Origin of the sequence: Pseudoalteromonas sp. P1-26 (assembly GCF_001401795.1) — a bacterium.
GTDB lineage: Bacteria > Pseudomonadota > Gammaproteobacteria > Enterobacterales > Alteromonadaceae > Pseudoalteromonas.
This window is the reverse complement of sequence record NZ_LKDX01000003.1, coordinates 1-21,668: the sequence shown is the minus strand read 5'-3', so window position 1 is coordinate 21,668 and position 21,668 is coordinate 1. Positions and strand designations below refer to the sequence as shown.

Sequence of the window (21,668 nt, the reverse complement as noted above, 5' to 3'; positions counted from 1 at the left end):
AAGTATGACGCTATATAACTTTTCATTTGGTTCAAATATGTCATCGAGCAGATTGCTGGCAAGGCTGCCTGAAGCAAAGCGGGTAGGCACAGCTATTTTAAAGGGCTATGAGCTGACGTTTGATATGGTAAGTACCGACGGCTCTGCAAAGTGCAGCGTGCGCAAAACAGATCAGGCAGATGCCTTGGTATATGGTGTTGTGTATCAGTTAAACGAAGCTGAAAAGTCGATTCTTGATGATATCGAAGGGCCGCGTTATGACTGTGTAGATATCACCGTTGAACTCATTGATGGCGAGCAACTTGCTGCCCATTGTTATATTGCTAATACCTTAGATGAGTCTTTACTGCCATTCGACTGGTATCTTCAGCATGTTCATCGCGGAGCGCTTGAAGCAGGTGTACCAAATCATTACAGTGAAGCAATACTCGCAAGACCAAGTTGCGATGATCCAGATAAAACCCGAGCAGCGAAAGAGTTCGCTATTCACAACAATAAAAATCATCAAGGGATATTATGATATTTCGTAAATTAGCCGTTGCAGCGGCGCTGTTATCGAGCTGTTCGTTTTACAGTTATGCCGATATTGAGACTAAAAAAATTGAAAAAGTAATCGAAACGTCAATGGCACGTTTTGACGTACCGGGTATGGCTGTAGCGATTGTTGAAAATGACCAGGTCGTGTTAGCAAAAGGTTTTGGTGTATCTCACCTTGATACCGGTAAAAAAGTAAATAAAGACACCTTATTCGGTATCGCGTCAAACACCAAAGCATTTACCGCAGCAGCGTTAGCTAAATTAATTGATGAAGGTAAGCTTAGCTGGGATGACAAAGTAATTGATCATCTTCCTGAGTTTCGTCTGTATGACCCTTATGTAACACGTGAAATGACCATTCGCGATTTATTAAGCCACCGTAGCGGTTTGGGTTTAGGGCAAGGCGATTTAATGATTTGGCCAGATACTGACAAATCGATTGATGAAATTATCGCAGGGCTAAAATACTTAAAACCGGCGAGTAGCTTTCGCAGTAAATACGCCTATAACAACTTAATGTTTGTGACAGCAGGTGAGGTGGTAGCCCGTGTGTCTGGCATGAGCTGGAATGATTACATCGAGAAAAATATTCTTCAGCCACTTGATATGAAAAACTCACGCGCAGGTTTTTCACGTATCCCTAGTAGCAATAAAAACTGGGCGACGGGTCATATTCCAATGGATGGCCAACTACACCCATTTTTTGTGAACTACCTTGAAGATTTCCGTGGCGCTGGTGCGATTGCATCAAGCGTAAGCGATATGAGCCATTGGCTTCGCACGCAGCTTGCTCATGGCAAAATGCCAAATGGCCAGCAGTTATTCACTGAAAAACAGCAGCAACAAATGTGGCATCCACACATTACGTCAATGGCATCAAAAAGTGCTTATGAAGCTTACCACCAACAATTCAGAGGTTATGGTTTAGGCTGGAGCATTGAAGATTTCCACGGCATTAAAAAGCTGGGCCACGGTGGTGGTATCTTAGGCATGGTGTCTCAAGTGACATTATTACCAGAGAAAAACCTCGGTATTGTTATTCTGAGTAACCAGCAAGCATTCAGCGCGCTCTCTGCGGTGACCTATGAAGTATTAGAAGATGCATTAGATCTTGAAGACAAAGACTGGGTTGAAGATCTTGCTAAAAAGCACTTTGAAGGTAAAAAAGAAGCTTACGCAAACGCAAAACCAGAAACACCTGCAGATTATCAAGCGAAACTACCAAACATCAACTACACAGGCACACTGCACGATAACTGGTATGGTGATGTGGTAATCGAGGAGTTAAATGGTCAGCTACGTATTGATTTTACTCATACAAAGCGTTTGAAAGGTCAGCTTGAGCATTACACCGGCAATACATTTATTGTTAAGTGGGATGAAAAGTTACTTGAGGCAGATGCTTACATTGAGTTTCAAATGAGCCCTGATAACCGAGTGAGTAGTGCAAAAATGCGCGCTGTCTCAACGGCGGTCACAGACTTTAGTTTTGACTTTAGGAATTTAGATTTACGCGCTAAAAAGTAAACCAAAGTCGCAAAGCCACCATTAGGTGGCTTTGTTATACTGGGGGAAAATAATTCAAGGAGCGTATTATGAGAACGGCAGTTATCTCACATCCATTTTGTCGTAAACATAAAATGATTGAGGATCACCCCGAATGCCCTGCGCGTTTAGATGTGATCACCGACCGCTTGCTAGCAAGTGGTGTTGATATAGCAATTACTCACTTACAAGCTCCTAAAGCCAGCCGCGACGACTTTTTACGTGCTCATGATGAACCTTTGGTAAGCCATGTAGAGCAAACAATTCCCGATGAAGGACTTGCTGAATTAGACGGCGATACATGGCTGTGCCCAGATTCAATGAAAGCAATTGAACGAGCCGTTGGTGCTGGATTACTCGCCGTTGATGAAATCCTTGCTGATAAACTGGATGCCGCATTTTGCTCGGTTAGACCGCCAGGGCATCATGCAAACCGCAGCACTTCTGCAGGTTTTTGCGTTTTTAATAACCTAGCCATTGCCGTGAAATACGCGCAAAGCAAAGGTGTTAAACGTATCGCTATTTTGGACTTTGATGTACACCACGGTAATGGCACGCAAGATATCTTTTTAGATGATGACAATGTGTTGTTTTGCTCTTTGTTTCAACACCCTTTTTACCCAAATACTGCGGTTGAAAATAACGCGACTTTAGTTAACTCACCGCTGCCAATTGCCAGTGATGGTAATGACTTAAAAGCTGTTTACCTTGAGCAGTGGCTGCCAAAACTCAATGAATTTAAACCTGAACTGTTGTTTATTAGTGCTGGCTTTGATGCTCACCTTGAAGATGACATGGCAAGCCTGAAATTTGTTGAAGACGATTACGCATGGCTAACCACGCAATTAGCTGAGTTTTGTCAGCAGCAAGATTGCAAAGGGATTATCTCTTATCTTGAAGGGGGCTATGCTTTATCAGCTCTAGGTCGTAGTGCCGTTGCGCACATTAAAGCGCTGGTGGATGCGCCTTAATCTGCCAGCATCGCAAAGGCTTGCGTTGGTGTAAGCCGAGTAACCTTACTTAAACAGCATACTCCCTCTTGTGCTAGGTGCTCAGTCACTCTATTAGCAAGCTCTATATCAGTTAATGCTTTCACGCTTTCTCCCTGCAAGTTGACATACTGCCCTGTTGCCAAAAGTAGCATCGCTTCATGTTGCTGCTCTTCACTTAAGCCATATAAAAAGCTTTCTATATCGGCTTCGTCTTCAACTAATGCTATTTCATGGTCTGAAAAAATAATCTTAGGAAATGATGAGTGCATTTATTGTCCTGTGTCAAAGTTGCATAGGTTGAAATGATTATAATTGCCAATTCATGTAAGAACTAGGAAAGTCGACTTATGAATCAACCAAGACGACATCAAAAGGTGAGTGATGTCTTTTCGCAAAAGCTGGTATCGTGTCCTGCGCATACGCCTTTGGTCGATGCGGTGAGGTTGATGCATGTTCACAATGTGACGGCGATTTTTATCAAGCATGAGCAGTCTGTTGTTGGGATTTGGACTGAGGCTGATTGTTTGAAAATTGACATCAGCAGCCCGCTCTATAAGAACCTTGCCATTCACGAGGTCATGTCGGCGCCTGTTATTACAGTACCAAATCAATGCTCTGTCAGTGATGCAACCCTACGTTTTCAACAGCATGGCATTCGTCATTTATTGGTGATGGATAGTGAGAATCAGCCTGCAGGTATGTTAAACCTTTCGGATATTGTGCATAACCAAGGTTTGGACCACTACCTACAATTTCGACCTATTCATGAGCAGTATCGCACTGACCTAGAGATAGTTGATGCGCAAACACCGATAGAAGAGGTTGTGCAACTGATGCGCGCAGGCCGCCTTGATAGTGTACTGGTTTATAACCGAGAGCTTGAACTGCACGGTATTATTACTCAGCGTGATATTGTTGAGCTGATCATTCAAACCGAGTGGCTAAATCCTTGTTGGCAATATGCTAGCTACCCGTTAATTGAAATTGATTGTGAAAGCAGTTTATTTGATGCGTATCGCACTATGACAGAGCGTAATGTGCGTCATTTGGTGGTCAGAGATGATGAAATTTGCGGGGTGATTTCATTTGCTGATTTGATCACAGAGATTGAGTCAGCTTATTGCTGCGAGCTTGAACGGGCCATAGAGCAGCGTGATATTGCTTTGCAAAAGTCACAACGTAACCTATTTTTAGCAAATAAAATTATTGATGCCTCACTCGATGGCATTATGTTAACCCGTAAAGACGGCACTATTATTCAAGTTAACCCTGCTTTTACTAAACTGACCGGCTATGCTGAGCATGAAGTAATCGGTAAGCGTCCCAATATTTTAAGCTCTACAAAACATAGCCGTTCGTTTTATCAAAAAATGTGGCATGCCATTGAATACGAAGGGGTCTGGCAAGGGGAGATCTGTAATTGCAAAAAAGATGGTGAAGAGTTTGTAGAGTGGCTCACCATTATCCAGATTAAAGACCCTAACTTTGATGAAGTGCTTTATGCGGCAATTTTTAGCGACATTACAGAGCGCAAACGTGCCGAAGAAAAAATTGCCCAGCTCGCCTATTACGATGAGCTGACAGGCCTGCCTAATCGGCGCTTATTTCATGACAGACTCTCAATAGCTCTTAGCAGCGCCAAACGAAACCACGATCTATTAGCGGTGATGTTTATCGACTTAGACCGCTTCAAAGAGGTTAACGACAGCTTAGGACATGACGCTGGTGATAACTTATTGCAGCAAGTGGCAGAGCGTATTTTATCAATTCTACCTGAAGGGGATACTCTTGCGCGCTTAGGTGGCGATGAGTTTGTTTTATTATGCGAAGTAAATCGGGTTGAAACACTGCTCAACTTTGCCGAACAAGTCTTGCAGCAGGTGAGTATGCCGCTTGCTATTAACGAGCATGTGGTTGCAATTACAGCTTCTATTGGCGCTGCGGTTTACCCTGATGATGGCGTAGATAGCGCTACACTGCTTAAGCATGCAGATATTGCTATGTACCGTGCTAAAGAAGTGGGGCGTAATTCATTTCAATTATTCAAGCCTGCGATGAATGCACGTTCTTTAGAGCGATTGGCAATGATGAGCCGATTACAAAACGCCATAGAAAGCGATGAGTTTGAGCTTTATTTCCAACCTAAGCAGGAGTTAAATTCAGGCAAAATTTTAGGGGTAGAGGCTCTCTTGCGTTGGCATGAGCCAAACCTTGGGGTGATATCACCCGCTAAATTTATTCCCCTTGCTGAAGAACTAGGCCTAATTGTGAAACTTGATTTATGGGTCATCGAGCAAGCTTGTAAAGAGTTAGAAAAATGGCAGAAACAAGGCATTGAGGCAGGGCGCTTAGCAATTAATATTTCGGCAAATCACTTACGTCAGGGGCAACTAGCATCGAATGTTGAGCGCTTACTTGAGCGTTACGATGTAGACCCACACAAGCTTGAAGTAGAGCTCACTGAAAGCTGTTTTATCAGCCACTTTAGTGAGGCTAAGCAAGAGTTACTCGCGCTTAAAAAGCTAGGTGTGCATATTACGTTAGATGACTTTGGAACGGGCTATTCGGCTTTAAGCTACTTAACCAAACTGCCAATTGATACGTTAAAAATAGATGCCAGCTTTATCGCAAAAGTGCCCGATGAATACGGTAACAGTGAAATTGTCACGGCGATTATTAGCCTGGCGAAAAGTTTAAGTATTCATGTTGTCGCGGAAGGGGTAGAGAAGGTAGAGCAGTTAAATTACTTACGTTCACTTAACTGCGATACCATTCAAGGCTATTACTTTTGCCGCCCAATAGCGAAGCAGCAATGGTATGACTTTTACCTCAATAGCGAAAAAAGTGCCTAAGCTAGGCTAATTTCGTAAGAAGTAAACTTACGAATATTAATGACGCCAGTATCAAAAATTAAGTACTGGCCTTTAATGCCTTTTAAAATACCTGATACTTCTGGTGCTTTATCAAAATTGAAAGAGCTGATTTTGCTTGGGTATTCACTGACTGGGTAGTCTAGCTCAACTACATCTTCATCGAGCTTTTCAATGGCTGTTGCGCCAAATAGCTCTGCAAGTTCACTCAACTTAGCATCAATTTGTGGGATCAACTCTGCAGCAGCGGCTTTTAAATCAATCGCTTCAGATTGGCCTTTCAGCATGTTTCGCCAATTGGTTTTATCAGCAATAAACTCGGCTAAAGCAACCTCAACTAAACCCGATTGAAGGCGGGTTTGTACTTTGAATATAGGTAAAGCTTGCGTCGCACCTTGGTCAATCCAGCGTGTAGGAATTTGAGTATGGCGGGTAATACCTACTTTTAGGCCTGAGGTGTTGGCTAAATACACGTAATGCGGGATCATGCAGTTTTCTTCACCCCACTGTGGCTCTCGACAGGTACCCTTATCAAAGTGGCACGTTTCAGGTTTCATGATACACATGTCACAGCTAGCCAGTTTGCGCATACACACAAAACAGTGGCCTTGAGAGTAGCTTTTCTTGGTTTTCTTACCACAGTTACAGCAAAAAATATTGCCGGTGAATGTCAGCGTGAGCGGCTTACCAATATAGTCATTTAATGAAACTAGCTCATCACCGATAGGTAATTGATATTCGACAGGAGAGGTCAGTGTCGATTTTAATTTTCTGATCGTACCTTGCATCTTTACATGGCCCCTAAAGATGTTAAAAAGGGCAGTGTAACACGGCCTATTTAAATTGTGAGGCAATAAAGCTTAGATACTCATTAATCGGTACCGCTTTGCTGTAATAATAGCCTTGCCCTTGATCTGCGCCCATCTTGATCAGCATTTTTTCTGTTTCTTGGTCTTCAATGCCTTCGATGGTGATATTCATATCAAGGTTATGAGCCATATCAATAGCCGTTTTTACCACTACCTGGTTGGTGGTGTTATTCACTAAATCAAGAATAAAGCTCTTATCGACTTTAATCGTGCTAAATGAATAATTTACTAAGTAGTTCAACGACGAGTAACCAGTACCAAAATCATCGAGTACCACCTTGCTACCGAGTTTATTAAGTTCGCTGATAAAGCTGACCATTTCATCATGGTTTTTGATAAGCGCAAATTCAGTCAATTCAAACTTTAACTGATCCGCAGTAATGCCATGCTTTAAAATGGTGTTTTCGACTTTTTCGACAAGCTTAGGGATCGCTAGATTCTTGGCACTTAAATTAACGCTAATGGTATGCTCGCGATAGCCTTGTCGATTAAGCTGGGCAGCAGCTAGGCAAGCCTGATCAATCACCCATAAGCTCAACTCGTTAATTAAACCAGTACGTTCAGCCAATAAAATAAGTTGCTCAATGTCCAGGTATTTACCCGCTGTAGGCCAGCGTAACAATGCCTCTGCGCCACAGATAGCACCATTGCGTAAATTAATAATGGGCTGTAAGTAAATGGCTAAGGTATTGCTTCGCATTGCTTGTTGTAACTCAGCGGCAAGGCTGACATCCATATCGATATGCGGTGTAGTAAAGTCGATGTTTTGCTGTTTTTGTGACAACCCTAAATAGCCACGTTGTAGCCAAATATCAAAGCCATCATCACTAACCGGTTCGGTAATGCTATAGCGGTAGTAAAGCTGCAGGTCTAAGCCTGCCACTTTATACTGCTTAGGCAGCTGTTTGCATAAGTTGCTAAGTTCTTGGTGCAGCTCTGCTTGCGATTGAATTTTGGTGGAAATAAAAGCCAGTACACCATTGCCTAAGTCAGCCACTTTTGGACTGTTATCTAATGCCGATTCTAAATTAATAAATTGCCTATTCTTATTAATTTGATGCTCTAGCGATTGGGCCACAGTGATAATTATTTGGCTGCTTTGGCTTGGCTTTAGAATGCTCATTAGGGCATTAAATTGCTCTATTTTCACTAAACAAAGATTAGCGAGTCTTTGCTCCGAGGTAATCGCCATATAGGCTTGTTTGAGCATTGCTTGGTTGAGTAGCTCAGTTTGTTGGGTATGGGTTGCATGATACAGCGCTTTTTCACGTTGATAACGCACCCGGTCTGCCAGCGCCATTGCCATAAGCACAATCTCACAGAGAATGGCGACTAAAAATATGTGCCTAACTGCAAAGCTATAAGGAATAAAGCCCGTTAGTTCTAACGGCTGAATGGCAGCGCCTACAATCAGTGGCACCCACGACATGACATAAAATTTTGCCCACCGAAAACCGCTCACCAACTTTTTGTAAATCATGCAAATACATAGAATGTATAACGGCACCATGATGGCAAAAAAGATTTTTGAAGAATGGTATTCCAGCATAAAAAAGCTGATAAGACTGAGGCTAAACAGCAAGGCTAAAAAGCTGATACTGAGTTTGTATAAGCGGCAATTGTCTTTGTGGTAGCGTAAGAACATGGTGCAAAACGCGACAGTGAAAAATGCAATCGCGTAGTTACTGAAGACCACTTGCTCATTAAAAAAGATTTGCCACGATAACGGCCATAAGTAAAAACCAAAGCCGAGCACTGAGCCCATAAGTAGCAGTGCTGAGATGATGTAGCCTATATAAATAAGGTAGACGCGGTCACGGATCCCTAAAAATAATACCAAGTTATACAAGGCTGCCATGATCAGTACACCAATGAAGATCCCCCAAATTCCTGATTGCGAACGTAGTAGATCTTGAAACTCTTTTTCACCATAAATATTGATAGGCGTTTTGCTAATCCCAACCGTATCAATTTTTATAACGAGTGATGTTTGCTCATAGCCCTGCATGGTGAGCATGCTGTGCGGTGTACTGTACTGAAACAAACTGAGGCCTGATACTTTATCACCCAACTCGGTTGTATCTATAAGCTGCCCCTTATCATCAACATGATAAACGCTAAGATAATCAACCATAGGGTTGTCAAAGTGAATCGCCAGCTCCACAGGCTTTGCTTGACGGTTTTCTAAATCAAGCTTTAACCAATAATCTTGCGCCGCTAAATCCCACTCAACATCTTTAAAAGGGCGCTGTTTAAGTTTGTCTGGTTCAGCTAAAAACTGCTCGAGAGTCAGCGCTTTACTACTATCTATTCGATAAGCTGTATTACTGTAGATGGGGGCTGTTTTATCTATAGTGTAGCGGGTAGGGCTGGCTAAATGTGCAGCTAGGGTAGCAATGATAAAAAACAAAATTGTCAGAATAAGAAATGAAACAAAGTTATATTTCAGTGCTTTATTATTCAAAATTAGTTCTTTATCTAGGCAAATGTTCTTAACAGTGTAGCATTAAAAAAGCGCAGATAAACTGCGCTTTTTTCAGAATTAGACTGGTTTGACCTTAATTCTGTTCGCGAGTAATTGCACGGTAAGCGATATCAGTACGATATTCCATGCCTTCCCAGCTGATTTGTTCAACCAGTTTATAAGCACGTTGTTGCGCTTCGGTTACTGTGTTGCCAAGTGCTGTAGCACAAAGTACACGACCGCCAGCTGTTACTACGTTGTCGCTGTCTTGCTTAGTCCCTGCGTGGAATACTTTCTCACCTTCAGGGTAAGTAACTTGCAAGCCGCTGATTGCATCACCTTTCGGGTAGCTATCTGGGTAGCCTTTTGCTGCTAATACAACACCGACTGCTGCACGCGGGTCGAACTCGATTGCTGTTTTATCTAGTTCTTCACGGTTAGCCGCTTCGATAAGCTCAACAAGGTCAGACTTAAGACGAAGCATCATAGGTTGTGTTTCAGGGTCGCCAAAACGACAGTTGTATTCGATTACTTTTGGCGTACCATCAGCGGTGATCATTAAACCTGCGTATAAGAAACCAGTGTATGGGTGGCCTTCTTTTGCCATACCTTCAACCGTTGGGTTGATCACTTCGTTCATAATTCGTTGGTGAATTTCATCAGTCACCACTGGAGCCGGTGAGTATGCACCCATGCCGCCAGTGTTCGGACCTTGGTCACCGTTGTAAGCGCGTTTGTGATCTTGGCTAGTTGCGAATGGCAGTACGTTTTTGCCATCAACCATCACGATGAAAGAGGCTTCTTCGCCTTCTAAGAACTCTTCGATAACTACACGGCTACCTGCTTCACCAAAGCTGTTGCCTGCAAGCATATCTCGGATAGCTTCTTCAGCTTCAAGCTCAGTCATTGCAACGATAACGCCTTTACCTGCTGCTAAGCCATCAGCTTTAATAACAATAGGCGCACCTTTTTCTTTTAGGTAAGCAAGTGCAGGATCGATTTGTTCAAACGTTTGGTAGTCAGCAGTTGGAATGTCGTGACGTGCTAAGAAGTCTTTAGTGAATGACTTAGAGCCTTCTAGCTGTGCAGCACCTGCTGTTGGGCCGAAGATAGCTAAACCGTTTTCACGGAATGTATCAACGACACCTAAAACAAGCGGTACTTCTGGACCAACAATAGTTAACTCAACGTTGTTTTCTTTAGCAAAAGTAACTAAACCTGCTAGGTCTTCAACGTTGATAGCTACGTTTTCAAGTTTTGGCTCTAGTGCAGTACCTGCGTTACCAGGAGCAACGAAAACGGTGTTTACTTTAGTATTTTGTGCAGCCTTAAACGCAAGAGCGTGTTCGCGGCCGCCACTGCCGATGACAAGTACATTCATGGCGTATAATCCTATTTATAGCGGTTTTTTAAACTTCAGCGTCATACGATCACTCTCACCAATCGCTTTATATTTAGCAGCATCTTTTTCGTCAAGTGCTAAACGTGGTGGTAGTGTCCACACCCCTTTAGGGTGATCCGCTGTATCAAGAGGGTTTGCATTAATGTCACTGCTTGCCACTAGTTCAAAGCCAGCTTGCTTTGCAATTTCAATTACATAGCTTTGCTTCATATAACCTGATGATTTCTGATCTTCATCGCTGCGCGCTTCAGGTAGGCGGTGTTCAACCACACCTAAAGTGCCGCCTGGTTTAAGTGCTTTATAAAATGCTTTAAACGCACTTAACGCGCCTTCTTTATCTTTACCCATGTACCAGTTGTGTACATTTCTAAATGTTAAGACAAGATCTGCGCTACCCGCTGGTGCAATATCAAGATGTGTTATTGGCGCAAATTCAGTTAGTTTAACTTCACTGAAGCGTGCGTCATCGCTCATCTTTTTCTTAAAACCAGCTAATGAACGTTGGTAATAACCCACCTCAGAATCAGCAGGGAAATGTGCCGCGTAGTAAACACCATGGCCTTTTACAGCCGGTGCAAGGATTTCACTGTACCAACCACCGCCAGGTGCAATTTCAACAACGGTCATGCTTGGCTTGAAGCCAAAGAACTCAAGTGTCTCAACTGGATGGCGATATTGATCACGTGCGCTATTTTTAGCATCACGTTCGCTTGATTGCACAGCTTGTGTAAGCGCTGATTCATGGCCATGGCTTAAAGCTTGTGCTGATGTCAGTGCAAGGCTGGCAACAAGTAACGATTTTACGGCAAATTTCATCATCTGTTCCTTCATTATATGGGTAATTATTATTATTAATCAGAATACGTGAATTTGTGGCAAACAAAAAGGGTTAAGCTATGTGCTTAACCCTTTATGTGATTAGTGGCGGAAATGGCGCATACCTGTAAATACCATTGCCATACCAGCTTCGTCAGCTGCAGCGATAACTTCTTCATCGCGCATTGAACCACCTGGTTGAATAACAGCGGTGATGCCAGCCTCTGCTGCTGCATCAATACCGTCACGGAATGGGAAGAATGCATCCGATGCCATAACTGAACCTTTTACTTCAAGGTTTTCGTCAGCGGCTTTGATACCAGCAATTTTCGCTGAATAAACACGGCTCATTTGACCTGCGCCTACACCAATCGTCATACCGTCACGTGCGTAAACGATTGCGTTAGACTTAACGAATTTAGCTACTTTCCAGCAGAATAATAAATCTTTTAATTCTTGCTCAGTTGGTTGACGCTTAGATACAACTTTAAGGTCGCCTTGCGTTACCATACCTAGGTCGCGGTCTTGAACTAGAATACCGCCATTAACACGCTTGATGTCGTGACCTGTTGCATTACCAGACCATTCACCACATTCTAATAAACGTACGTTTTGCTTAGCAGATACGATTTGGGCTGCAGCTTCAGATACTTTAGGTGCAATGATAACTTCAACGAATTGACGAGCAACAATAGCTTCAGCTGTGTCTGCATCAAGTTCTTTATTGAATGCGATGATGCCACCAAATGCTGATGTAGGGTCAGTTTTGAATGCGCGATCATAAGCTTCAAGAATGTTGTCACCAATTGACACACCACAAGGGTTCGCATGTTTTACGATAACACACGCTGGTACGTCGAATTCTTTTACACACTCTAATGCTGCGTCAGTGTCAGCAATGTTGTTGTAAGAAAGTGCTTTACCTTGCAGTTGAACTGCAGTCGCAACAGATGCTTCAGTTAGGTCGTTTTCAACATAAAAAGCAGCGTCTTGGTGTGAGTTCTCACCGTAGCGCATATCTTGCTTTTTAGTGAACTGCATGTTGATAGTACGTGGGAATTTAGTCTCTTCAGCAGCTTCCTCTGTGTAGTCAGGAACCATTTTGCCGAAGTAGTTTGCAATCATGCCATCGTACTGAGCTGTGTGCTCGTAAGCAGCAATAGCTAGATCAAAACGTGTTTTATACGTTGTTGAACCGTTGTTGCTTTGCATTTCGCTGATTACGCGGTCGTAATCTTTTGCATTAACTACGATAGTTACGTCTTTATGGTTTTTCGCCGCAGCGCGAACCATAGTTGGACCACCGATATCAATGTTTTCAATCGCATCTTCTAGGCTGCAGTCTTCTTTCGCAACAGTGTTTGCGAAGGGGTATAAGTTAACTACAACGATATCGATAGCAGAGATGTTGTGATCCTCCATTACGTCTTCATCTTGACCGCGACGCGCTAAGATGCCGCCGTGAATTTTTGGATGAAGTGTTTTTACGCGACCATCCATGATCTCAGGGTGACCAGTATGGTCAGATACTTCAGTGACTTTGATGCCGTTATCAGCAAGTAATTTGCAAGTACCGCCAGTTGATAAAATATCCACGCCTTGTGCTTCAAGAGCGCGAGCAAATTCAACGATACCGGTTTTATCTGACACACTTAATAGTGCGCGACGAATTGGACGATGTGTATCCATTGTAGTTTTGATTACCTCAATGTTTGAGCTAGCTTAGAAAGGCGGTATTTTAACTGAATCTGCTTTAAAAAACGACGTTTAAAGCGTGAGGATTTTGCATAGTTTTTAACAGCTATAAAAAAAGCACCCTAAGGTGCTTTTTATTAAAAACTTTTATATCAGTTGTATTGGATTAGTAAGCGTTTATTAGCAAAATAAATATGCTGGCTTACTACGAGTCCAATATAACCAGTATTAGTTCATGCCGTATTTTTTAAGCTTCTTACGTAAAGTACCACGGTTGATACCTAGTAAGATTGCAGCACGAGTTTGGTTACCACGCGTGTACGTCATTACTTCTTCAAGTAATGGTGCTTCTAGCTCAGAAAGAACAAGGTCGTATACGTCTTGTACGTCTTGACCATTAAGTTGCTTTAAGTAGTGATGAACAGCTTTTTTCACTGCATCACGCAACGGCTGTGGTTTCTCGTGTGACTGTACATGAGGGTTTGTGATAAATGGAGAAGTCACGTTTTGTTCGAACATCGTTATATGTCTCTTTCTTTCTTAGTTAGCTGCTAGTGTTTTAAAGTATTCTTCTAATGCGTCGACTTGTGCCTGTGGGTTATCTAACGCATTAAATACTCGCCTAAACTGACCGTCACTGTCATGGGTTTGCAAATACCAAGATACATGCTTTCGAGCGATACGCGCTCCCATTGGCTCCCCGTAAAACTGATGAAGATTGTCTAAATGCTCCATCAAAATGCTACGCACCTCTGCAATTTCAGGTGCTGGCAAATGTTCTCCAGTTCGCAAATAGTGGTCTATCTCCCTAAAAATCCAAGGGCGACCTTGGGCGGCTCGACCAATCATAATGGCATCTGCACCCGTATAATCCAAAACCTGCTTTGCTTTTTCTGGTGAAGTAATATCACCATTGGCAACGACAGGGATAGACACTGAACGTTTAATATCCCTAATTGTGGCGTACTCTGCTTCACCTTTATACATACATGCGCGCGTTCGCCCGTGTACTGCCAGTGAGGCAATGCCATAACGTTCAGCTATTCTCGCAATCTCGACACCATTACGGTTATCCTGATCCCATCCGGTACGGATTTTTAAAGTGACAGGGACATCGACAGCATTAACAACGGCATCGAGTATCTCTTGTACTAATTCAGGAAACTGTAATAAGGCTGAGCCTGCGAGTTTCTTATTCACTTTTTTAGCTGGGCACCCCATATTGATATCTATGATCTGTGCACCATTGCTGACATTGAATTGTGCTGCCTGTGCCATAAGCTCAGGATCGGCTCCGGCGATTTGCACCGAACGAATTCCCGATTCACCGCTGTGATCCATACGGTTCATCGATTTTTCGGTTTTCCATACTTTCGGGTTTGACGAGAGCATTTCAGAAACAGCAAGGCCCGCACCTAAGCGACGGCAAAGTTGTCTAAATGGTCTGTCTGTAATGCCTGCCATTGGCGCGACAATTACATTGTTCTCAAGTTGGTATGAACCGATACGCACTGTTATTCAATTGGCCTCTTTTCAAGGGGCGCTAAGTTTACGGCTTTTTTAGCAAAAATCAAAGGCTATAAATTGAACAAAAGTGACTTTTTTTTGCCCTTTTCGTATTGACTTTTGATAACAGTTTGACGGGTAGGTTGATTTGTTTGATATTTGAACAGAAAAATTTTTACTCACAAAAAAGTGAGAAACTACTAACTGTAAAAATAAGGTAAAGCCTGTTAAATACTGGCTTTACCTATTATGTTTGAGTAAATACTCTAGTGCTATTTAGGCTTTCTTGATGCCGCTTACTCGGGTCCATTCACCCTCAACAGCCACGTCATCAAGTGCTAAAAACGGGGCGTAAACATCGGCTACAGACTGAGCTTGTTCTTCTAAAATACCTGACATAGCAATTTTACCATTCGGTTTTAAAAGACCTAAAATCACTTCATGTAGTTCGCGAAGAGGTTGAGCTAAGATGTTTGCAACCACAATATCGGCTGTAAACTCTGGCTGATCTTCAGGTAAATACACTTCAAGTTTATCTGCAACGCCATTACGTTTTGCATTATCGCGGCTTGCTTCAAGGGCTTGAGGATCTATATCGATACCGATCATACGTTCAGCGCCGAGTTTGATCGCAGCAATTCCTAAAATACCTGAGCCACAACCAAAGTCGACCACAGTTTTACCTGTTAAATCTTGGCTTTCTAGCCATTTTAAACAAAGCGCAGTCGTTGCATGGGTACCTGTACCAAAAGCAAGGCCTGGATCGAGTAATACATTAACCGCATCAGGATCTGGAATATCGCGCCAGCTTGGGCAGATCCATAAGCGCTCACCGAATTGAATAGGGTGGAAGTTATCCATCCATTCACGTTCCCAATCTTTATCTTCAAGCTGTTCAATTTTATAAACGAGCTTATCGGCGAGTGTTGCTTCAGCATTTAATGTTGCTACTACGCTGTCCATATCATGGTTAGCGTCATACAGGCCAATCACAGTGGTATCAGCCCATAACTGCACAGTACCAAGTTTTGGCTCATAAATAGGGGTATCTTTGGCATCAACATAGGTGACTGACGCACTGCCAGTGTCCATGAGTAAGTCGCTGATTAATTCTGCGTTGTCTGCATTTGCGTTGATGCGAATTTGGATCCAAGCCATGAATATCTCTCGAATAGAAAAAAGGCCGCAACAGCGGCCTTTTAGTTAATAACGCGATACTAAATTACTTAGCATCTAAGAAGCTTTTCAGTAAGTCAGAGCGAGAAGGGTGACGTAATTTACGTAACGCTTTCGCTTCGATTTGACGAATACGCTCACGTGTTACGTCAAATTGTTTACCTACTTCTTCTAATGTATGGTCAGTGTTCATGTCGATACCGAAACGCATACGTAGTACTTTAGCTTCACGTGCTGTTAAGCCCGCTAGTACATCGTTTGTTGCGCCACGTAGTGATTCCATGGTTGCAGAATCAATAGGTGAGTCGATAGTGGTATCTTCAATGAAGTCACCTAAGTGCGAATCTTCATCATCACCGATTGGTGTTTCCATTGAAATTGGCTCTTTAGCGATTTTAAGTACCTTACGGATCTTGTCTTCAGGCATTAACATACGCTCAGCTAATTCTTCTGGGCTCGGCTCACGACCCATCTCTTGTAGCATTTGACGAGAGATACGGTTTAATTTGTTGATCGTCTCAATCATGTGCACAGGAATACGGATGGTACGTGCTTGGTCAGCAATCGAACGCGTGATTGCTTGACGGATCCACCATGTTGCATAAGTAGAAAACTTATAACCACGGCGGTATTCGAACTTATCAACCGCTTTCATTAGACCAATATTACCTTCTTGGATAAGGTCTAAGAACTGTAAACCACGGTTGGTGTATTTTTTCGCAATTGAAATTACAAGACGTAAGTTCGCTTCAACCATTTCTTTCTTCGCACGGCGAGCTTTCGCTTCACCAATACTCATGCGGCGGTTGATATCTTTAATTCGTTCGATGCTAAGGCCTGTGCTTTCTTCAATTGCACTTAGTTTGCTGATGCAACGAATGATTTCTGGTTTAACTGTTTCAAGTGCTACTGAGTATTTCTCGTTTGCAGCAATCTCAAGGTCAATCCAGCTTGTGTCTGTTTCGTTGTTAGCAAAGTGCTTGATAAAGCTCTTTTTCGGTAACTTAGCAATTTGTACAGCTTGTTTCATGATGATACGTTCTTGTACACGAACGCGGTCCATCATTTCACGCATGTTGTTAACCATGCGGTCAAACTGTTTTGGCACTAATTTAAAGGTTTTAAATAGTTCGCCTATTTCTGCAATAGCTTCAAGTGAATCCGGGTGCGAGCGACCTTTTTCTTCGAACGTTTCGCGTGCTTTGTTATAAAGCTCACGTAAGTTTTCGAAGTGAATACGAGCTTCTTCAGGATCTGGACCTGTGTCGCCATCGCTATCATCATCGTCATCACTGTCGTCATCTTCATCATCGTCTTCGTCGTCTTCTTCGTCGAGTTGCTCTTCGTTTAACTCAGAACCGATGTGTGTTGCAGAGATTTGTGATTCTTCTTCATTATTAGGATCAAAGAAACCAGAGATAATGTCGCTTAAGCGCATTTCTTCTGCTTCGAACTTGTCCCATTGCTCTAGTAGATAAGTAATTGCTTCAGGGTATTCAGCAACTGAAATCTGTACCTGGTTAATACCTTCCTCAATACGCTTAGCGATAACGATTTCGCCTTCACGCGTAAGAAGTTCAACAGTACCCATTTCACGCATATACATACGTACAGGGTCAGTTGTTCGACCGATCTCTTTTTCTACAGTCGCAAGTGCAGCTGCCGCGGCTTCTGCTGCGTCTTCGTCTGTCGTTGTTTCTTGCATCATTAATTCATCGGCATCAGGTGCGTTTTCACTTACCTTGATACCCATATCATTAATCATGCTAATGATATCTTCTACCTGATCTGAGTCGATAATGTCTTGTGGAAGGTGATCATTAACTTCTGCAAAAGTTAAATAACCTTGCTCTTTACCTTTTTGAATCAGAAGCTTTAATTGTGACTGAGGAGTTGGATCCATAGAGATTTATTCTTCCACTCTGAAAGTTGATACAACAGGCGCCAGCTCGCTTACTAATTAAGCGACACGAAAACTAACTAGACGCAGTGAATAGCACAGTATAACAGCATTATTCAATTCTGACTAGCTGTTGCTGCCTTTTAACGCTTGCGTCAGTAAGTGGCATTCTAGCCTTTCTTCGCTGCTTAAGCCTTGGGTCTTGTCTTTTATTAATAGGGTCTCTAGTCGATAATTTAAACACTGGTCTTCAATAAATTTAAAAGTATTTTTAAAAACAGTCTCTAAACGATCGTCATTTATTTGGTGCTGCCAAGTTGCTAGTTTCACTAACGCGTCATATTCAGCGCCATCCCTAAATGACTCTAAAATTTGTGCCGTCGTGATACCTTCACGTTCTAGTGCTAAGTGCTGAATGCGTAAAAATAGCTCAATACCGGCTATTTTCATCTCAGCTAATTCTGGCATATAAGCAATGCTGGTCGCCAAATTTGGGTGTTGCAATAAAATACCAATCGCTTGACGCATTGGTGTTATTTTAAATTTACGCTCAATCGCATGCTGTTGCTTTGGCGACTTAACGCGATTATTTAACTGCTCTCTTGTTCGACCAATTAAGCGGCCAAGATGTTCCAAAATATTTTCTTGGTAAAAATCACTAGGGATTTTTTCAATTAGTGGCAGGGCATCACTAAGGAGCTTTGCTTTACCTGCGTCTTGAGTTAGGTCTATCTCTTGGCTGAGCTTATTAAACAGCACCTTAGTAAAATCATCCGCTTCGCTTAACCTAGCTTCAAAAGCGTCTTTACCTTCTTTTTGTACCAGTGAATCAGGGTCTTCACCATCTGGTAAAAACACAAACTTTAACGACTTACCATCACCAAGATAAGGCAGTGCATTTTCTAGTGCACGCCAAGCTGCATCGCGACCTGCACGGTCACCGTCGTAGCAGCAAATCACTTTATCTGTGGTTCTAAATAAAGTGTGCATATGTTCTGCGGTCGTTGCTGTGCCAAGGGCGGCAACGGCATATTCGATGCCTTGCTCAGCTAAAGCAACAACATCCATATACCCTTCAACAATTAAAATATGTTCAAGTTTTTTATGTGCTTGCTTGGCTTCGTATAAACCATAAAGCTCAAAGCCTTTATGGAAAATACGGGTTTCTGGTGAGTTAAGGTATTTAGGACCTTGATCCGCTTGCATAACACGGCCACCAAAGGCAATCACCCGACCGCGTTTATCGCGAATAGGGAACATGAGTCGATCACGGAAGAAGTCAAATTGGCGACCAGGCGACTTTTCAGAGGCTAGTTTTAGTTCTACAAGCTGCTCTTTTTGTTCTTTGTTGCGGCCAAGTTGCTGGCATAGCGCTTCCCATTCACTTGGCGCATAACCAATCATGAATTTTTTCGCTGTTTCACCGCTTAAACCACGACCCTTGATATAGTCTATAACCGTTTTTGAGTTGGCATGATGCTTTAACTGATGCTGATAAAAGCGAGCAGCATGTAACATTAAATCGTAATCGGAGCGCTTTTGTTCTGCAGTGCGTTGCGGGCCGGAACTTGTGCCTTGTTCGCGAGGTACGTCTAAATTGAGCATACTCGCTAATTCTTCAATAGCATCAACGAACTCTAATTTGTCATATTCCATGACAAACGAAATTGCATTGCCATTGGCACCACAACCAAAGCAGTGGTAAAACTGTTTATCTTGAGAAACGGTAAATGAAGGTGATTTTTCGTTATGGAATGGGCAACAAGCTTGGTAGTCTTTACCTGCTTTTTTAAGGCCAACTCTCGAATCAATTAACTCAACAATATCTGTGCGAGCGAGTAAATCATCAATAAACTGTCGAGGGATCTTTCCGGCCATAGCTGTTGTATTTTCCTGCGCTATCTATGCGTTGTAAAATAAGATTTGAACACAATTACTGTGTTTATGAAAGACTAAAAGCAAGAAACCGAGCACTAGGCTCGGTTTGCTTGAATCATACATCTGTATGTGGGGGTTAGGCAGTTAATCGTTGCTTGATTAAGCCAGAAATCTTACCTAAATCGGCACGACCTTCAGCTTTGCTTTTGATAACTCCCATTACCTTACCCATGTCTTGCATACCCGCTGCATTTGTATCAGCTATAGCCGAGTCAATAAGAGCAATGATTTCTTCTTCACTCAATTGTTGAGGTAAGAATTCTTCAAGTGCTTTAATCTCACTGGCTTCAATTTCAGCTAAATCTTCACGACCCGCATCAATGTACTGGGTGTAAGAATCGCGACGTTGCTTAACAAGCTTTACTAAAACAGCGGTAATACCGTCGTCGTCAAGCGTAATTTGCTCATCAATTTCACGTTGCTTGATTGCAGCAAGTACCATGCGGATAGGTTTAAGACGTTCTTTGTCTTTTGCCTTCATCGCATCTTTTTGCGCATCTTTTAGCGTTAATAAAAGGCTCATTTATACAAGACCAAATACTGATTAGTATAATTTAACGCGACGTGCGTTATCGCGAGAAAGCTTCTTCATGTGACGCTTTACTGCAGCAGCTTTTTTACGCTTACGCTCAGCTGTTGGTTTTTCATAGTGCTCGCGACGACGAACTTCTGAAAGGATACCTGCTTTTTCACATGAACGCTTGAAGCGACGAAGTGCTACGTCAAACGGTTCGTTCTCTCTTACTTTAATTACTGGCATTAAAAATTCACCTACCTAAATAATGAGCGTTGCTCAAGTTGATCGAATAACGACCAAGTGGTTCAAAAATGGTGCGGTATTGTAATCCGAAGCAACACCACATGTAAAGAATAATATTAACAGAAACTAGGTTTGCAAAACAGAGTTAATTTGTCTCGCGTTGATATAGCCGACAAATCACTTGTCCGGCAGTTTTTTCTTTTAAAAGCATCCAGTTATCTGGGGTGTCTAAGTCGCTTAGTTCGCTTTCGACCTCAACATATATAAGTGCTTGGGCAGATAACCAGCTATTTTTTTCGAGTAAAAAACAACTTTTTTCAGCCAAGTTTTGTCGAAATGGCGGGTCAACAAAAATTAGATCAAATTGCTCGTTTTGCATGTTTTGTTCTAATAATGAAAGGCTATTGCCTTGTTTTACGACGGCATTATCCAATTTAAGGGTGCTAATGTTTTCTTTTAGTTGGCTAGCGGCACCTTTATCTAGTTCGAAAAACACAGCATGATCAGCAAAGCGCGATAACGCCTCAAAACCTAAACCGCCGGAACCGGCAAAGCAATCGAGTACCGCTGCGCCTCGGGTATCTTGCATTAGCCAGTTAAATACAGTTTCTTTTATTCGGTCTGTGGTTGGGCGCAAGCCTTGCACATCTTTTACGGGTAATTTTCTACCGCGAAATTGCCCACTAATAATACGAATAAATCCATTTGCTGATTTATTGTTCGCTGCTTTTGCTTGGCGGTTAGCTGTTGATTTTTTTCTCATTTAACTCACTAATCATTGGTAACTGACCACTAGCTCAGATAATATTGTATGCAATAGCTAGCGTGTCATTTTTCTACTGCGCTAAAAGTGATAGTATTGCGACCTTAGCGATAGATGGTACCTGTTTATGTTTGGCTAAAAAGCTGAACTGTCACCAAACTATTATTCATGTAAGTTTATCAGATTTTTATAAGTGGTTATTAGCAAGTATGGCAAAAAAAAGTAAATTCCTGTCTTGGTTTGGTTTTGGCAAATCAGATAAGCAACAAGCAGAGCAAGCAGCAAAAGAGGCTGATAACCAGAAGCAAATAGAAGAACAACAGCGAATTGAAGCCGAAAAGGCTGAAGCTGAACGTTTAGAACAAGAGCGTATCGCTGCTGAAAAAGCAGAGGCTGAACGTTTAGAGCAAGAGCGTATCGCTGCTGAAAAAGCAG

Annotated in this window: 18 protein-coding genes and 1 pseudogene; 5 read left to right on the top strand and 14 right to left on the bottom strand. The window is 42.4% G+C overall.

The window, feature by feature from the left end; translation table 11 throughout:
• The first annotated feature begins 4 nt into the window (after nucleotides 1–4).
• The 3 genes from AN394_RS02785 to AN394_RS02775 all read left to right on the top strand — a co-directional run bounded on the left by AN394_RS02785 (nucleotide 5) and on the right by AN394_RS02775 (nucleotide 3,053).
• The gene (locus AN394_RS02785; protein ID WP_054560993.1) at nucleotides 5–520 is read left to right on the top strand and encodes a gamma-glutamylcyclotransferase family protein; all 516 of its coding nucleotides are present in this window, start codon (nucleotides 5–7) and stop codon (nucleotides 518–520) included.
• Nucleotides 517–2,064, top strand: a complete 1,548-nt coding sequence (locus AN394_RS02780) for a serine hydrolase (protein ID WP_055020745.1) — start codon at nucleotides 517–519, stop codon at nucleotides 2,062–2,064. Before AN394_RS02785 ends, AN394_RS02780 begins: the two co-directional genes overlap by 4 nt.
• Before the next feature lie 68 nt (nucleotides 2,065–2,132).
• On the top strand, nucleotides 2,133–3,053 hold the full coding sequence (locus AN394_RS02775; protein ID WP_054560991.1) for a histone deacetylase family protein: 921 nt from the start codon (nucleotides 2,133–2,135) through the stop codon (nucleotides 3,051–3,053).
• Here the strand turns inward: AN394_RS02775 and AN394_RS02770 are convergent.
• Nucleotides 3,050–3,343: a hypothetical protein gene (locus tag AN394_RS02770; RefSeq protein ID WP_054560990.1), complete on the bottom strand. Its 294-nt coding sequence runs from the start codon at nucleotides 3,341–3,343 to the stop codon at nucleotides 3,050–3,052. The two genes, AN394_RS02775 and AN394_RS02770, sit on opposite strands and share 4 nt — an antisense overlap.
• A 78-nt stretch (nucleotides 3,344–3,421) precedes the next feature.
• Here AN394_RS02770 and AN394_RS02765 point away from each other — a divergent pair, with 78 nt between their 5' ends.
• On the top strand, nucleotides 3,422–5,926 hold the full coding sequence (locus tag AN394_RS02765) for an EAL domain-containing protein (RefSeq protein WP_055020744.1): 2,505 nt from the start codon (nucleotides 3,422–3,424) through the stop codon (nucleotides 5,924–5,926).
• On the opposite strand, the gene AN394_RS02760 is transcribed toward AN394_RS02765, so the two are convergent.
• The 13 genes from AN394_RS02760 to rsmD all read right to left on the bottom strand — a co-directional run bounded on the left by AN394_RS02760 (nucleotide 5,923) and on the right by rsmD (nucleotide 21,233).
• Complete coding sequence (locus tag AN394_RS02760; RefSeq protein WP_054560988.1) at nucleotides 5,923–6,732, bottom strand: DUF2797 domain-containing protein; 810 nt, start codon at nucleotides 6,730–6,732, stop codon at nucleotides 5,923–5,925. The two genes, AN394_RS02765 and AN394_RS02760, sit on opposite strands and share 4 nt — an antisense overlap.
• A 46-nt stretch (nucleotides 6,733–6,778) precedes the next feature.
• On the bottom strand, nucleotides 6,779–9,277 hold the full coding sequence (locus AN394_RS02755; protein ID WP_055020743.1) for an EAL domain-containing protein: 2,499 nt from the start codon (nucleotides 9,275–9,277) through the stop codon (nucleotides 6,779–6,781).
• Between the two features lie 94 nt (nucleotides 9,278–9,371).
• On the bottom strand, nucleotides 9,372–10,658 hold the full coding sequence (gene purD, locus AN394_RS02750; protein ID WP_055020742.1) for a phosphoribosylamine--glycine ligase: 1,287 nt from the start codon (nucleotides 10,656–10,658) through the stop codon (nucleotides 9,372–9,374).
• A 15-nt stretch (nucleotides 10,659–10,673) separates the two neighbouring features.
• The gene (locus tag AN394_RS02745) at nucleotides 10,674–11,495 is read right to left on the bottom strand and encodes a class I SAM-dependent methyltransferase (protein WP_055020741.1); all 822 of its coding nucleotides are present in this window, start codon (nucleotides 11,493–11,495) and stop codon (nucleotides 10,674–10,676) included.
• A 102-nt stretch (nucleotides 11,496–11,597) separates the two neighbouring features.
• Nucleotides 11,598–13,184 carry a bifunctional phosphoribosylaminoimidazolecarboxamide formyltransferase/IMP cyclohydrolase gene (purH, locus tag AN394_RS02740; RefSeq protein ID WP_054560984.1) on the bottom strand — a complete coding sequence of 529 codons (1,587 nt, stop codon included), beginning with the start codon at nucleotides 13,182–13,184 and terminating at the stop codon, nucleotides 11,598–11,600.
• Between the two features lie 234 nt (nucleotides 13,185–13,418).
• On the bottom strand, nucleotides 13,419–13,709 hold the full coding sequence (gene fis / locus AN394_RS02735) for a DNA-binding transcriptional regulator Fis (RefSeq protein WP_002957804.1): 291 nt from the start codon (nucleotides 13,707–13,709) through the stop codon (nucleotides 13,419–13,421).
• Nucleotides 13,710–13,730: 21 nt separating this feature from the next.
• On the bottom strand, nucleotides 13,731–14,702 hold the full coding sequence (gene dusB, locus AN394_RS02730; RefSeq protein ID WP_054551040.1) for a tRNA dihydrouridine synthase DusB: 972 nt from the start codon (nucleotides 14,700–14,702) through the stop codon (nucleotides 13,731–13,733).
• A 270-nt stretch (nucleotides 14,703–14,972) separates the two neighbouring features.
• On the bottom strand, nucleotides 14,973–15,854 hold the full coding sequence (gene prmA, locus AN394_RS02725) for a 50S ribosomal protein L11 methyltransferase (RefSeq protein WP_055020740.1): 882 nt from the start codon (nucleotides 15,852–15,854) through the stop codon (nucleotides 14,973–14,975).
• A gap of 64 nt (nucleotides 15,855–15,918) precedes the next feature.
• Nucleotides 15,919–17,775, bottom strand: a complete 1,857-nt coding sequence (gene rpoD, locus AN394_RS02720; RefSeq protein ID WP_054560981.1) for an RNA polymerase sigma factor RpoD — start codon at nucleotides 17,773–17,775, stop codon at nucleotides 15,919–15,921.
• Between the two features lie 123 nt (nucleotides 17,776–17,898).
• Entirely contained in the window at nucleotides 17,899–19,650 is a 1,752-nt protein-coding gene (gene dnaG, locus AN394_RS02715) for a DNA primase (RefSeq protein ID WP_054560980.1), read from the bottom strand.
• Nucleotides 19,651–19,786: 136 nt separating this feature from the next.
• Complete coding sequence (locus AN394_RS02710; RefSeq protein ID WP_054551044.1) at nucleotides 19,787–20,233, bottom strand: GatB/YqeY domain-containing protein; 447 nt, start codon at nucleotides 20,231–20,233, stop codon at nucleotides 19,787–19,789.
• A 21-nt stretch (nucleotides 20,234–20,254) separates the two neighbouring features.
• A complete protein-coding gene (gene rpsU / locus AN394_RS02705; protein ID WP_002957797.1) occupies nucleotides 20,255–20,470 on the bottom strand; it encodes a 30S ribosomal protein S21 in 216 nt (71 codons plus the stop codon).
• Between the two features lie 145 nt (nucleotides 20,471–20,615).
• Complete coding sequence (gene rsmD, locus AN394_RS02700; protein ID WP_054560979.1) at nucleotides 20,616–21,233, bottom strand: 16S rRNA (guanine(966)-N(2))-methyltransferase RsmD; 618 nt, start codon at nucleotides 21,231–21,233, stop codon at nucleotides 20,616–20,618.
• A gap of 62 nt (nucleotides 21,234–21,295) precedes the next feature.
• Here rsmD and AN394_RS21590 point away from each other — a divergent pair.
• Nucleotides 21,296–21,668: pseudogene (locus tag AN394_RS21590) on the top strand (hypothetical protein); the annotation flags it as partial.

What these genes read in the sequence shown, in the direction of transcription:
- AN394_RS02785 (WP_054560993.1), top strand. Translation starts at nt 5, where the DNA reads ATGACGCTATATAACTTTTCATTTGGTTCAAATATGTCATCGAGCAGA.
- AN394_RS02780 (WP_055020745.1), top strand. Translation starts at nt 517, where the DNA reads ATGATATTTCGTAAATTAGCCGTTGCAGCGGCGCTGTTATCGAGCTGT.
- AN394_RS02775 (WP_054560991.1), top strand. Translation starts at nt 2,133, where the DNA reads ATGAGAACGGCAGTTATCTCACATCCATTTTGTCGTAAACATAAAATG.
- AN394_RS02770 (WP_054560990.1), bottom strand. Translation starts at nt 3,343, where the DNA reads ATGCACTCATCATTTCCTAAGATTATTTTTTCAGACCATGAAATAGCA.
- AN394_RS02765 (WP_055020744.1), top strand. Translation starts at nt 3,422, where the DNA reads ATGAATCAACCAAGACGACATCAAAAGGTGAGTGATGTCTTTTCGCAA.
- AN394_RS02760 (WP_054560988.1), bottom strand. Translation starts at nt 6,732, where the DNA reads ATGCAAGGTACGATCAGAAAATTAAAATCGACACTGACCTCTCCTGTC.
- purD (WP_055020742.1), bottom strand. Translation starts at nt 10,658, where the DNA reads ATGAATGTACTTGTCATCGGCAGTGGCGGCCGCGAACACGCTCTTGCG.
- AN394_RS02745 (WP_055020741.1), bottom strand. Translation starts at nt 11,495, where the DNA reads ATGAAATTTGCCGTAAAATCGTTACTTGTTGCCAGCCTTGCACTGACA.
- purH (WP_054560984.1), bottom strand. Translation starts at nt 13,184, where the DNA reads ATGGATACACATCGTCCAATTCGTCGCGCACTATTAAGTGTGTCAGAT.
- fis (WP_002957804.1), bottom strand. Translation starts at nt 13,709, where the DNA reads ATGTTCGAACAAAACGTGACTTCTCCATTTATCACAAACCCTCATGTA.
- prmA (WP_055020740.1), bottom strand. Translation starts at nt 15,854, where the DNA reads ATGGCTTGGATCCAAATTCGCATCAACGCAAATGCAGACAACGCAGAA.
- rpoD (WP_054560981.1), bottom strand. Translation starts at nt 17,775, where the DNA reads ATGGATCCAACTCCTCAGTCACAATTAAAGCTTCTGATTCAAAAAGGT.
- dnaG (WP_054560980.1), bottom strand. Translation starts at nt 19,650, where the DNA reads ATGGCCGGAAAGATCCCTCGACAGTTTATTGATGATTTACTCGCTCGC.
- AN394_RS02710 (WP_054551044.1), bottom strand. Translation starts at nt 20,233, where the DNA reads ATGAGCCTTTTATTAACGCTAAAAGATGCGCAAAAAGATGCGATGAAG.
- rpsU (WP_002957797.1), bottom strand. Translation starts at nt 20,470, where the DNA reads ATGCCAGTAATTAAAGTAAGAGAGAACGAACCGTTTGACGTAGCACTT.
- rsmD (WP_054560979.1), bottom strand. Translation starts at nt 21,233, where the DNA reads ATGAGAAAAAAATCAACAGCTAACCGCCAAGCAAAAGCAGCGAACAAT.